The sequence below is a fragment of the Alistipes sp. CAG:29 genome (assembly GCF_000435435.1).
Classification (GTDB): domain Bacteria; phylum Bacteroidota; class Bacteroidia; order Bacteroidales; family Rikenellaceae; genus Alistipes; species Alistipes onderdonkii.
In genome coordinates, this window is the sequence record NZ_FR893467.1 from 77,108 (window position 1) to 89,198 (window position 12,091).

A 12,091-nucleotide genomic window follows, 5' to 3' on the forward strand; every position below is an offset into this window, starting at 1 on the left:
TCTTATTGCCCAGTCCACTTCTGCCGTGCCGCCGGCCCTTGTGTCCCGCCGCACCCGCTGCCGGGCGGAGGCAGGGCAGGCTGCCGGAGGATTCCCTGCCGGGGGGGCGATATCCGGCGGGCAGGAAGCCCGGGCGTTATAAATTGTTATCTTTGCCGTATGAAGAAATTTGTCATCTCCCTGTTGTCCGTTATCTTCCTTTGCGCTGCGGCCACGGCGCAGGTATTGGTCGGTATGACCGACACGACGGCTTATTTCCCGCAGCTGGAAGGGCGGCGCGTGGCGGTGCTGGCCAACCATACGGCCGTCGCGCGGTTCTGCGCCGGTGCGCCGGGAGCTGCGGCGGACACTGCGGTTCGGCTGCCGGGGGCGGCGTCCGACGGGACGATACACCTGGTCGACCTGCTGCACGGTCGGGGCTTCGACGTGACCGGCATTTTCTCCCCCGAGCACGGGTTTCGCGGTACGGCCGACGCGGGCGAGCATGTCGCAAGTTCGGTGGATGCTGCGACCGGGATCCCGATCCGCTCGCTCTACGACGGGAATACGAAGCGCCCTTCGGACGAAGCCATGCGGTCGTTCGACGTACTGGTGGTCGACATGCAGGACGTTGGTCTGCGGTTCTATACCTACTATATCACGATGCTCCGCATGATGGACGCCTGTGCCGAATCCGGCCGCAGCGTCATCGTGCTCGACCGTCCCAACCCCAACGGGCACCACGTCGACGGCCCCGTGCTGGACATGAAATACAAATCGGGCGTAGGGGCGTTGCCGATCCCCGTGCTGCATGGCCTGACGATGGGCGAAATCGCCCGGATGGCCGTCGGCGAAGACTGGGCCGCAAGCTGCGACCTGCAAGTCGTGCGTTGCCGCAATTATACGCACGACACTCCGTACGAGTTGCCCGTCGCCCCGTCGCCCAACCTGCCGACGCAACGGGCCGTCTACCTCTATCCCTCGGTGTGCCTCTTCGAAGGTACGGTCGTGAGCCTCGGGCGCGGTACGGATAAACCGTTCGAGGTTTACGGACATCCCGACATGACCGGCTGCCTGTTTTCGTTTACGCCCCGTCCGACTGCGGGAGCCAAACATCCGCCGCTCGAAGGCAGGCTCTGCCACGGCGTCGATTTGAGCCGGATGCCGCTCGGCGAAGCCCGGGCGGAGGGCCTGACCCTGAAATATGTGATCGAAGCCTGCCGCAACCTGGGACTGGGCGATAAGTTTTTTACGCCGATGTTCGAAAAGCTCATCGGCGTGGGGTATGTCCGTGAAATGATCCTTGCCGGAGCTTCGGAGGCCGAAATCCGTGCCCGCTGGGCGGACGACGTGCGGCGCTTCCGGAAGCTGCGCGGGCGTTACCTGCTTTACGAATAATCTGACAACCGCCCCGGATGATTCCGGGGCGGTTGTCAGATGAAAGCGGGATGGCCGGTGCTTGATTTGGCGTGGAAATAGTGACGCCTGCTTCGTTGCAGCCGCCCCGCCGGATCGCCGCCAGCCCTCCCCTTTACGGGGGAAAGGGTGCGGGTACTCTTTCCCCCGTAGGTCTTGCAACGCCTGTCCGGAAAAATTTCCCATGCCCGAGCACGCCGCCTGCCTTGCAACACGGACATCCATGTGGCGAGGGCGGAAACCGGCAGACAAAATATTTCGGTTTCTATGCTTTCCGGTCTTTGTGATTATTACGGAATTTCCCGCGAGGAGTTTTTCAGGGGTGTCGGGTCGGCCGAATAAAAGCGTCCCAAAAGGGACGCTTTTTCGTTAAATGACCTCCGTGATCCGGTCGTCCTCAGTGACGGGCCGGATGACCCGGCACGGGTTGCCGAAGGCGATGACCCCGGCCGGGATGTCGCGCGTTACGACGCTGCCGGCGCCGATAACCGTACCGTCGCCTATCGTCACGCCCTGCATGACCACGCAGTTGCCGCCGATCCAGACGTTGTCGCCGATGGTGACCGGAAGCGAACGCATGACGCCCGCGTTGCGCTGGTCGGGCAGCAGGGCGTGCGTCACGGTGTAGATGCCCACGTTGGGGCCGATGAATACGTGGTTGCCGATGGTCACGGGTGCTTCGTCGAGGATCGTGAGGTTGAAATTCCCCGTAAAGTCCTCCCCGATTGAAATCTGCGACCCGAAATCGCAGTGGAACGGGCTGTGGATGCAGAATGTGCCGCCCGTGCGGCCGAACAACTGCCGGATGATCGCATTGCGTTCCTCCTCGCGGCTCGAGGGCAGGCTGTTGAACCGGAAGACCAGTTCTTCGCAGCGTTGCAGTGCCTTCCTGATCTGCGGCTTGCGGGCGTAGAGCCACATGCCGGTTTTCATCTTTTCAAGGTCGTCCATAATTTTATTTTTCGTAGTTGTTTATTTCTATGCCCTGTCGGACGCATTTCCCGGGTTTGCCGTGCCGCGTGGCTAACTCTCCTCCGGGAAGGGGAGGGCAGGCTTGCCAATGCGGCCACAGGCGGTGGGCAACAGCGGGCGGAAGCGAAAATCCGGGCCGGGGATTCCTGCTATGTCGCGTTGTATAATCCGCTCATTCCGAGCTGAAATATTCGTATGCCGCCCTGGAGACCGCAGCGGCGATGGCAGCATTTGCGGCGTCGTTTTCTTCCGATTCGGTGACGAATACCGCGATGCAGTAGCGGCGTCCGTCGGGCAGGAGCACATAGCCGGCATCGTTGTCCGCGATGCGGATGCCTTCGGCCGTGCGGTCGGATGAGCCGGTCTTGTGTCCGATCACGATTTCGGCTGGCAGCCCGGCCTTCAGTTTGTTTGCGCCCGTGGTCGTTCCGCACAACAACCGTTGCAGGAGAGCGTTGTACTCCCCTTTGAGCAGCCTGCCCTGCAGGAACAGGTCGAACAGTGTACAGACGGACGAAGGGCGTGCCTTGTTGACCCGCTGGTTCCCGATGCCGTGGTGCATCTCCTCCTCGCTGGCGGCGATGCGGATGCCGCCGATCCCCAGCGAACGGACGTAGGCCTCTACGGCTTCGGGGCCGCCTGCTTCCCGCAGCAGAATGTCGCAGGCGATGTTGTCGCTCTCCGACACCATGTAGCGGAGCAACTGCCCGAGCGTCAGCGTGCCGCCGCCTGCGGGCAGCGAATCGCGCATCGGGCTGTATGTGCCGGGTAGGAGCAGGTCGGGCGTGATGCTGATCGGCTGCGTGAGCGGTATGCCTTCGCGCTGCATGCGGTCGAGCACGGCCAGTGCCACGGGAAATTTAAAAACGCTCATCATCGGTAACAGGGTGTCGTTGCGCGCAATTGTTTCCCCGCCGGGCGTGCGGACGGCGACCCCGACGAAGGCTTTGTGCTCCGACACGATTTCATCCAGCCGGGATTCGAATTGTCGTGTCGCCGTATCGCAAGACGCTGCGAGAACCGACAGGCATAGGAGCAGGAGTTTTTTCATAAGCTGGCAGAGGATAAAAAAGCACACCTTTTCGGGGTGTGCTTTTTTTCGGATTTTTCCGTGTTGCTTATCCTTCGATGATAGCCTCGCTCGGGCAAACGCCGGCGCAGGTACCGCAGTCGATGCACTTATCGGGATCGATGACATAGATATCGCCGGCCGAGATCGCTTCGGTCGGGCACTCGCCGATGCAGGTGCCGCAGGCAACGCAGGAATCAGTGATTTTGTAAGCCATTTTTGTTGAAATTTATTGTTAAAAGTTGTGTTGTGTCAGCAAATATAGAAACTTATTTGATAATATCAAAACCCGTATAGGGGATCAGCGCCTCGGGAATCCGGATGCCGTCGGGGGTCTGGAAATTCTCCAGCAGGGCGGCCACGATACGCGGCAGCGCCAGCGACGAGCCGTTGAGCGTATGTGCCAGCTGTGTTTTCTTGTCGGCATCACGGTAGCGGAGCTTCAGGCGGTTGGCCTGGAACGACTCGAAGTTGGAAACCGACGAGACCTCCAGCCAGCGTTTCTGCGCCTCGGAGTAGACCTCGAAATCGTAGGTCAGCGCCGAGGTGAACGACATGTCGCCGCCGCACAGGCGCAGAATGCGGTAGGGCAGCCCCAGCGACCTGACGATAGACTCCACGTGCGCCACCATGCCGTCGAGCGCTTCGTACGACGCTTCGGGCAGGCTCAGCTGCACGATCTCGACCTTGTCGAACTGGTGCAGGCGGTTCAGTCCGCGCACGTCCTTGCCGTACGAACCGGCTTCGCGGCGGAAGCAGGGGGTGTAGGCGGTCATCTTCACCGGGAAGTCCTTTTCGTCTAGGATCACGTCGCGGTAGATGTTCGTCACGGGCACTTCGGCCGTCGGGATCATGTAGAAATTGTCGGCCGTGGCGTGGTACATCTGCCCTTCCTTGTCGGGCAGCTGGCCCGTGCCGAAGCCCGAGGCTTCGTTAACCATGATCGGCGGTTCCACTTCGAGGTAGCCGGCCCGGGTGTTGCAGTCGAGGAAATAGTTGATCAGCGCACGCTGCAGACGGGCTCCCTTGCCTTTGTAGACGGGGAATCCGGCGCCCGTGAGTTTCACGCCCAGGTCGAAGTCGATGATGTCGTATTTGCGTGCCAGTTCCCAATGGGGCAGCGGGTTTTCGGGCAGCTGGGTATAGCTTTCGACCAGCTTCACGACGAGGTTGTCCTCGGCGGTCTTGCCTTCGGGCACGATGTCGGCCGGGAAATTGGGCAGCGAGACGATCGCTGCCTGCAACTCCTCCTGCACGTCGTGCGATTCGGCCTGCAGGCGGTTGGATTTTTCCTTGAGGTCGGCGACGAAGCGCTTGCGCTCCTCGGCTTCGTCGCGGCGGCCCTGTCCCATCAGCGCCCCGATCTCCTTGGCGGCTTTGTTCTGCGCTGCCAGCGTATTGTCCAGTTCGGTCTGGATGGCCTTGCGGCGGTCGTCCAGCGTTTCGATCCTGGCGATGACCGGTGCGGCGTCCACTCCCTTCTTGGCGAGCTTGCGGATCGCGGCCTGCTTGTCATCGCGGATTTGCTTTATCGTAAGCATGGTATCCTGTGTTTTTGTGTGTATTCGTGTTTACAAATTGCAAAATTATAAAAAACACGCCAACTTGCACTCCTGTCGCTCCGTTTTTTGCCTGTTTCATAAAAAAACGGAGTTTCACCGCGTGCGGGAGCCCGGATGACATTTTTCCGGGGTCACAAGTCCGCATTTGTCGCGGATTTTGTTAATTTTGCAAAAAATAATGCGTTGAAATCCGTCGAACTACTCGCTCCCGCCAAAGATTTTCAGTCGGCCGTCGCCGCCGTGGACTACGGTGCCGATGCCGTGTATATCGGCGGGGCGAAGTTCGGAGCCCGTTATGCGGCAGGCAATAGCGCCGGCGAGATCGCCCGTGTGGTGGAATATGCCCATCGCTACGGAGTGCGGGTGCATGCCACGCTCAACACGCTGATCTACGACGACGAGCTGGAGGCCGCCGGGCGGCAGGCCCGCGAACTGATCGCGGCCGGGGTCGATGCGCTGATCGTGCAGGACATGGCGCTGCGGCGCATGAACCTGCCGGTCGAGTTGCATGCTTCGACGCAGATGTGCAATATGACACCTGCCCAGGCGCGTTTCCTGGGCGAGTGTGGGTTCGCCCGGGTGATCCTCGAACGGGCGCTTTCGCTCGGCGAAATACGGGACATCTGCGCTGCGACCGCGGCCGAGGTGGAATGTTTCGTCCACGGGGCGATCTGTGTTGGTTACAGCGGCCGCTGTTTCCTCTCGCGGTCGGTGTCCGACCGCAGCGGCAACCGCGGGGCGTGCAGCCAGCCGTGCCGCCTGACTTACGACCTGACCGACGGCCGGGGACGTACCTATATTGCCGGGAAACACCTGTTGTCGGTGCGCGACCTGAACCTTTCGGCGCATATCGGCGAGTTGCTCGACGCGGGCGTCACTTCGTTCAAAATCGAAGGGCGGCTCAAGGATGTCGGTTATATAAAGAACATTGTGGCCTACTACCGTCGCGAGGTCGACGCGGCGCTGGCCGTAAGGCCGCATCTGCGGCGGGCTTCAGCCGGGGAGAGCATCCCGGATTTCACGCCCGATACGGCCAAGAGCTTCACGCGCGGGGAGTCGGAATATTTCTTCGCGGGCAAGCGGCCGGGCGTGGCGTCGTTCGATACGCCGAAGGCGGTGGGCGAGTATGTGGGCCGTGTGGTGCGGGTCGAAAAGAACAGGTTCCGTCTCGATCGGGGCGGTTTGCTCGCCGCGGGCGACGGCATCTGTTTCCTCACCGACCGGGGGTTCGCAGGCACCAATGTCAACGCCGCCGACGGCGAATGTGTGACGCCCAACCGCATGGAAGGTATTGTGCCCGGGACGGAGGTCTACCGCAATTACGACCACCGTTTCAACCAGCTCCTCGCCCGCAGCCGTACGCGCCGCGTGATCCCCGCCTCGGTGCTGGTCGAAGCGACGGCAGGGGGTGTTAGATTCAGCTATACCGACTGTGAGGGTGTGACGGCTTCGGCCGCACGCAGCGTCGCCCTGGAAAGGGCTAAAAATGCCGCGGCCAATACCGCGGCATTGCGGACGCAGGCGGTGAAGGGCGGCGATACGGTTTTTGCCGTGCGCGGGGCCGAAGTGCGGGGCGGCGACTGGTTCGTCCCGGCGTCGCTGGCCGCGGAGTTGCGCCGCGAGGGGCTCGATGCATTGTCGAAGGCCCGGTCGGAGCGCGGCATCGGACACCGGATATTGCCCGAAGGCAGGGCGGAATATCCAGCGGAATGCCTTTCGGCGGAGGAAAATGTCACCAACCGCCTCGCTGAGGCGTTTTACCGCGACCACGGGGTCGGGCGGATCGAACGGGGGCTGGATCTCGCGGCTTCGACGGCGGGGCGCCGCGTGATGCGTTCGGCCTACTGCATCCGCCGCGAGATCGGCGAGTGCCTGAAGGAGCATCCCCGCCTGCGGGGCGAACTGTGGCTCGAACGCGGCGGTTCGCGCTATCGGCTGGAGTTCGACTGCGACCGGTGCGAGATGAGCCTGGTGGACTGTACCAAGACGAAATTATGAAACCTAAACGATAACTCCATGATGAAAAAAACTCTTTTGATCCTTGCGGCAGCGCTTTCGGGCGTGTTGGCTGCCGGCGCCCAGACCGGGCGTGAATGGCAGGATCCTGCCGTCAATGAAATCAACCGCCTGCCGATGCGCTCGTCGTTCGCCGCGGGCGAGCGCCTGTCGCTCGACGGCGTATGGAAATTCCACTGGGTACGCAACGCTTCGGAGCGTCCGTCCGGCATCGGGGCCGTCGACTACGACGATGCGGCGTGGGGCAGCATGCCCGTGCCGGGGATGTGGGAGCTGAACGGTTACGGCGACCCCGTCTATGTGAATATCGGCTATGCCTGGCGCGGTAATTTCAGGAACGATCCGCCCTATGTGCCCGATGCCGAGAACCATGTGGGTTCCTACCGGCGCACGTTCGACATCCCGGCATCGTGGGGCGGCAAGGACATCTTCCTTTCGATCGGTTCCGCCACGTCGAACGTCTATGTCTGGGTCAACGGACGTTTCGTCGGTTACAGCGAGGACAGCAAGCTGGCCGCGCAGTTCGACATCACGAAGTTCGTGAAGCCGGGCGAAAACCTCATTGCCCTGCAGATGTTCCGCTGGTCGGACGGCACCTACCTCGAAGACCAGGACTTCTGGCGCTTCGCGGGCATTGCCCGCGGCGTGGAGCTGACTGCCCGCGACAAGGCGCACCTCGAAGACGTGCGTATCACGCCCGTGCTGGATTCGGAATATAAGGACGCCACGCTGCGCGTCGAGGTGGAAACCACGCCCCGCGTGAAGTCGGTCGGTCTGACGCTGCGCGATGCGGCGGGCGGTGTCGTGGCGGAACATCGATTGCAGCCTGCCGGCGGCAAGGGCGGGTATGTCTTCGAGGTCGCCGACCCGGCCAAATGGTCGGCCGAGACCCCGAACCTCTATACGCTCGAGATCGCCGTGTCGGACGGCAGGGGCGTGACCGAGACCGTGACGCAGCCCGTGGGCTTCCGTTCCGTGGAGATCAGGGACGCACAGTTGCTCGTGAACGGGCAGCCCGTGCTGATCAAGGGCGCCGACCGCCACGAGATGGATCCCGTCGGCGGCTATGTGGTGAGCCGCGAACGGATGATCGAGGACATCCGCATCATGAAAGAGATGAATATCAACGCCGTACGCACGAGCCACTATCCCAACGACCCGCAGTGGTACGAGCTGTGCGACCGCTACGGCATCTATGTCGTGGACGAGGCCAACGTCGAGTCGCACGGCATGGGCTACGGCGACAACACGCTGGCCAAGGCGCCGGCTTATGCGCAGGCACACATGGAACGCAACCGGCGCATGGTGCTGCGCGACAAGAACCATCCTTCGGTCATCATCTGGTCGATGGGCAACGAGGCGGGCATGGGCCCCAACTTCGAGGCATGCTACCGTTGGATCAAGGAGTACGACCCTTCGCGTCCGGTGCATTACGAACGTGCCGTGTACGATCAGGACGGGGCCTTCACTGACATCATCTGCCCCATGTACTGGGGCTATGAACAATGCGAGAAATATGCTCGCAACAACCCCTCCAAACCGCTCATCCAGTGTGAATATGCCCATGCCATGGGAAATTCGATGGGGGGCCTAGACCATTATTGGGAACTGGTGCGCAAATACCCCTCCTACCAGGGCGGTTTCATCTGGGACTTCGTCGACCAGGGGCTTGTCCGCTACGAGCCCGACGGCCGTGTGTCGTTCCTCTACGGCGGCGATTTCAACGACTACGATGCGACGGACAACTCGTTCAACTGCAACGGTATCATTGCCCCCGACCGCACGTGGCACCCCCATGCCTACGAGGTGCAGCGCCAGTACCAGAGCATCTGGACTACGCCCGTCGACCTTGCGCAGGGCAGGGTCGAGGTCTATAACGAAAATTTCTTCATCGGGCTGGATGCCTACGAAATGGAGTGGCAGCTGCTTGCCGACGGCCGTGTGGTGAAGGCCGGCCGCATCGGCGACCTCGATGTCGCTCCGCAGCAGCGCCGTGCATATGAGCTGGGATTCACTGCAGCCGATTTCTGCCCGCAGGCGAAGGAAATCCTGGTGAACGTGGCCTATAAACTCAAAGAGAAGCAGCCGCTGCTCGACATCGGCCATACGGTGGCCAAACAGCAGTTCGTCGTACGCGAGTACGACTGTAAGGCCGGTTTCGGCCTTGCGGCCTCGGCGCGTCCCGTAGAGGTGACCCGCTGGGAACGCGGTGTGCGCGTCGAAGGGGATACGTGGCAGATGTTCTTCTCGCGCGACGGGTTTCTGGCTACCTATACGGTCGACGGCCGTGAGCTGATGGCCGAAGGGGCCGAACTGCGCCCGCAGTTCTGGCGTGCCCCGACCGAAAACGACCTCGGGGCGAAGTTGCACCAGCGGCAGGCCGTATGGAAGAACCCCGAACTGCAGCTTACGAAGTTCGACGCTGCGGTCGAGGACGGGGTGGCCGTCGTGGAGGCCCTCTATGAGCTGCCCGCCGTGAAAGCTACGCTGGCGCTGACCTACCGCATCAACGGTGCGGGCGAAATGGAGGTCTCCGAGCGGATGACCGCCGACAAGACGGCCGAGGTGCCCAACCTGTTCCGCTTCGGTATGACGCTCACGATGCCGGCGCGTTACGACCGTGTGGTTTATTACGGCCGCGGTGCGCACGAGAACTATGCCGACCGCCTTTCGTCGGCCGACCTGGGGCTTTACGAGCAGCGTGTCGCCGACCAGTACCACGATGAATACGTGCGTCCGCAGGAGTCCGGCACCAAGGGCGGCCTGCGCTGGTGGACGGTGGCCGACAGCGCCGGTACGGGGCTGACGATCCTTGCCGATGCGCCGTTCTCGGCCTCGGCGCTGCCGTACGCCACGGCAGACCTCGACGTATCGAATTTTCCGCCGCAGCAGCATTCCGGGACGCTCGTGGCACGCGATGCCACGTTCGTGAACTTTGACCTGCTGCAATCGGGCCTGGGCTGTATCGACAGCTGGGGCGCATTGCCCGAAAAGCAGTTCCGGGTGCCCTACGGCGATTATACGTTCCGCTTCATGCTGAAGCCGACGGTAAAGTAACCATAAGCATGCAAGGACAGTTGACACCCTCGTTCGGGGATTACGAACTGATCGACACGGGGGATTTCGAGAAGCTCGAACGCTTCGGGCAATACGTTGCCCGCCGTCCCGAACCGCAGGCCATCTGGCGGCGCTCGCTCCCCGAGGGGGAGTGGCGCCGCATGGCCGACGCGGCCTTCCTGCGCGATGTGCGCAGCGACGAACGCGGCGAGTGGCGCCTGCGCCCCGGCATGCCTCCGCGCTGGACGGTGGCCTACGAATACAAGGATATGGCGCTTCGTATGCGCCTGGGGCTCACCTCGTTCAAGCATGTCGGCATTTTCCCCGAACAGGCCGCCAACTGGAATTTCATCTACGATAATTGCCGGGCGCTGGTTTCGGGCGGGACGTTTCCTGCGGATATTTCCGGCGCGGCTGCGGCCGGGAGTTCCCTGCCGGCACACGATGTTGCAGTGCCGTCAGGCGCCGGATCGGGCCGGGACGGGCACTCTGCCACCGGCCCGGGGTGTTGCGTCACGCCGCGCGTGCTGAACCTCTTTGCCTATACGGGCGGGGCGAGTCTCGCGGCATGTGCCGCAGGGGCGGATACGACGCATGTCGATTCGGTGAAGCAGGTGGTCACCTGGGCGCGCGAGAACATGGAGCTGAGCGGACTGGACGGCATCCGGTGGATCGTCGAGGATGCGCTGAAATTCGTGCAGCGCGAAGTCCGCCGCGGCAACCGTTACCACGGCATCGTCCTCGATCCCCCGGCCTACGGGCGGGGTGCCAACGGCGAGAAATGGATTCTCGAGGACAACATCTGCGAGATGCTCGAGTGCTGTGCCCGGTTGCTGGAGCCGCGGGGGGCGTTCCTCGTGCTGAACCTCTATTCGATGGGATTGTCGTCCACGCTGGCCCGTACGGCGGTGCGGCAGGCGTTCGGTGCGCCGCGTACGGAGCAGTACGGCGAACTTTGTTTCACGGATCGTGCGGGCAAGCAACTGCCGCTCGGTACGTACTACCGTTTTACACGTTAAAAACTTGGAACCATGAGTATCCTGATCGTATTGTTCGGCCTGCTGAGCGACTGCCTGTTGTCCGTCCTGGTGGGCATCATCGGCAGCAGCCGGCGCATCGGCTTCGGGCTGGCATTCCTCGTGAGCCTGATCTTCACGCCGCTCGTGGGGCTTATCATCACCCTGCTGACCGACCCGTTGCCGTACGGCGGCCAGCGCTGGGGCTGCGTCGGCACGTTCGTGGCCATCCTCGGCCTGTTGTTCCTCTGCGCCTTCCTGATCCTGTTACTGGCCGGAGGCGCCGTCGTCGCCATGTTCTGATTTCCCGTAACGCCCCTCCAGCAGGAGAATCATGTTTTCGAGTTTCTTCTCGTACTCTCCGAAAAACCAGTCGTCGAAGGCTCTGGGGATCAGCCCGATCCAGTTTCGTACCGTTTTGTCGGCGAGCGTTTTCTCGAATCCTTCGTGGTAGGGTGAATTCCAATGGAGATTCTCCATCTGGGAGGGCAGCATGGCCTGCATGCGCTGGTCGTAATACAGCTCCATGTAGTCGTCGAACGCCGCGAGTTCCTTATAGCAGCGCAGCAGGTCGATGAGGGTCTGCTTGTCGGCGATATGCGAGGCGATGCCCGTCGTCTTGAGCATTTCCAGGGCATCGTTCGACAGGCGGTAGGGCTTGCCCATGCCGCCTGTGATGTAGCGCGAATAGGTTTCGACCGTGTCGGACGGGAACCCTGCGAGCGAAAAATCCGCTTCCAGCAGGCGCCGTGCCACCCATTTGTCTTTGCCGTATGTGTACCTGTAATCCCGGACGACCTGCAGGTTGTCGTGCAGTTCGGATGCGACGAGTTGCATGGCCTGCCGTACCTCCCGCTGTTTGGCCGCTTCGGTGATCCGGGCGGTCAGCCACAGGGTCAGCAGTACGCCGCCCGTGACGATCGAGAACTGGCGCGCGTAGTCGCCGATTTTCCACTTTTTAATTCGTTTCTTGAGGGGTTTCTTCATGGCTGCGAGGGTGTTTC

General features: G+C 62.0%; 10 protein-coding genes. 5 read left to right on the forward strand and 5 right to left on the reverse strand.

Translation table 11 applies throughout. From position 1 onward, the window contains the following. Nucleotides 1-159: 159 nt before the first annotated feature. Nucleotides 160-1,377, forward strand: coding sequence for an exo-beta-N-acetylmuramidase NamZ family protein (locus tag QVP03_RS07610; protein WP_022332909.1), 1,218 nt, complete (start codon nucleotides 160-162; stop codon nucleotides 1,375-1,377). 387 nt (nucleotides 1,378-1,764) lie between these two features. On the opposite strand, the gene QVP03_RS07615 is transcribed toward QVP03_RS07610, so the two are convergent. The 4 genes from QVP03_RS07615 to serS all read right to left on the reverse strand — a co-directional run bounded on the left by QVP03_RS07615 (nucleotide 1,765) and on the right by serS (nucleotide 4,977). Continuing rightward, nucleotides 1,765-2,346 carry a sugar O-acetyltransferase gene (locus QVP03_RS07615; protein ID WP_022332910.1) on the reverse strand — a complete coding sequence of 194 codons (582 nt, stop codon included), beginning with the start codon at nucleotides 2,344-2,346 and terminating at the stop codon, nucleotides 1,765-1,767. 193 nt (nucleotides 2,347-2,539) lie between these two features. Next, complete coding sequence (bla, locus tag QVP03_RS07620) at nucleotides 2,540-3,418, reverse strand: class A beta-lactamase (RefSeq protein WP_217733937.1); 879 nt, start codon at nucleotides 3,416-3,418, stop codon at nucleotides 2,540-2,542. Between the two features lie 67 nt (nucleotides 3,419-3,485). Next, a complete protein-coding gene (locus QVP03_RS07625; protein WP_018694847.1) occupies nucleotides 3,486-3,653 on the reverse strand; it encodes a DUF362 domain-containing protein in 168 nt (55 codons plus the stop codon). Between the two features lie 52 nt (nucleotides 3,654-3,705). Next, entirely contained in the window at nucleotides 3,706-4,977 is a 1,272-nt protein-coding gene (gene serS, locus QVP03_RS07630; protein WP_022332912.1) for a serine--tRNA ligase, read from the reverse strand. 204 nt (nucleotides 4,978-5,181) lie between these two features. On the opposite strand from serS, the gene QVP03_RS07635 reads away from it, so the two are divergent. From QVP03_RS07635 to QVP03_RS07650, 4 genes are read left to right on the forward strand one after another with little or no spacing between them, the layout of a single operon-like run. Continuing rightward, on the forward strand, nucleotides 5,182-6,996 hold the full coding sequence (locus tag QVP03_RS07635; RefSeq protein WP_022332913.1) for a peptidase U32 family protein: 1,815 nt from the start codon (nucleotides 5,182-5,184) through the stop codon (nucleotides 6,994-6,996). A 21-nt stretch (nucleotides 6,997-7,017) separates the two neighbouring features. Then, nucleotides 7,018-10,071 (forward strand): glycoside hydrolase family 2 TIM barrel-domain containing protein, encoded by a 3,054-nt coding sequence (locus QVP03_RS07640; protein ID WP_172977232.1) that lies wholly within the window; start codon nucleotides 7,018-7,020, stop codon nucleotides 10,069-10,071. Nucleotides 10,072-10,079: 8 nt separating this feature from the next. Next, nucleotides 10,080-11,090 (forward strand): class I SAM-dependent methyltransferase, encoded by a 1,011-nt coding sequence (locus QVP03_RS07645; protein WP_022332915.1) that lies wholly within the window; start codon nucleotides 10,080-10,082, stop codon nucleotides 11,088-11,090. A 12-nt stretch (nucleotides 11,091-11,102) separates the two neighbouring features. Then, complete coding sequence (locus QVP03_RS07650) at nucleotides 11,103-11,390, forward strand: hypothetical protein (RefSeq protein ID WP_022332916.1); 288 nt, start codon at nucleotides 11,103-11,105, stop codon at nucleotides 11,388-11,390. Here QVP03_RS07650 and QVP03_RS07655 read toward each other — a convergent pair. Next, complete coding sequence (locus tag QVP03_RS07655; protein ID WP_022332917.1) at nucleotides 11,355-12,074, reverse strand: hypothetical protein; 720 nt, start codon at nucleotides 12,072-12,074, stop codon at nucleotides 11,355-11,357. The genes QVP03_RS07650 and QVP03_RS07655 overlap by 36 nt on opposite strands. Nucleotides 12,075-12,091: the final 17 nt, after the last annotated feature.

Bases quoted from the DNA above. Each gene is read 5' to 3' on its own strand.
- QVP03_RS07610 (WP_022332909.1), top strand. From the start codon at position 160: ATGAAGAAATTTGTCATCTCCCTGTTGTCCGTTATCTTCCTTTGCGCT.
- QVP03_RS07615 (WP_022332910.1), bottom strand. From the start codon at position 2,346: ATGGACGACCTTGAAAAGATGAAAACCGGCATGTGGCTCTACGCCCGC.
- bla (WP_217733937.1), bottom strand. From the start codon at position 3,418: ATGAAAAAACTCCTGCTCCTATGCCTGTCGGTTCTCGCAGCGTCTTGC.
- QVP03_RS07625 (WP_018694847.1), bottom strand. From the start codon at position 3,653: ATGGCTTACAAAATCACTGATTCCTGCGTTGCCTGCGGCACCTGCATC.
- serS (WP_022332912.1), bottom strand. From the start codon at position 4,977: ATGCTTACGATAAAGCAAATCCGCGATGACAAGCAGGCCGCGATCCGC.
- QVP03_RS07640 (WP_172977232.1), top strand. From the start codon at position 7,018: ATGAAAAAAACTCTTTTGATCCTTGCGGCAGCGCTTTCGGGCGTGTTG.
- QVP03_RS07645 (WP_022332915.1), top strand. From the start codon at position 10,080: ATGCAAGGACAGTTGACACCCTCGTTCGGGGATTACGAACTGATCGAC.
- QVP03_RS07650 (WP_022332916.1), top strand. From the start codon at position 11,103: ATGAGTATCCTGATCGTATTGTTCGGCCTGCTGAGCGACTGCCTGTTG.
- QVP03_RS07655 (WP_022332917.1), bottom strand. From the start codon at position 12,074: ATGAAGAAACCCCTCAAGAAACGAATTAAAAAGTGGAAAATCGGCGAC.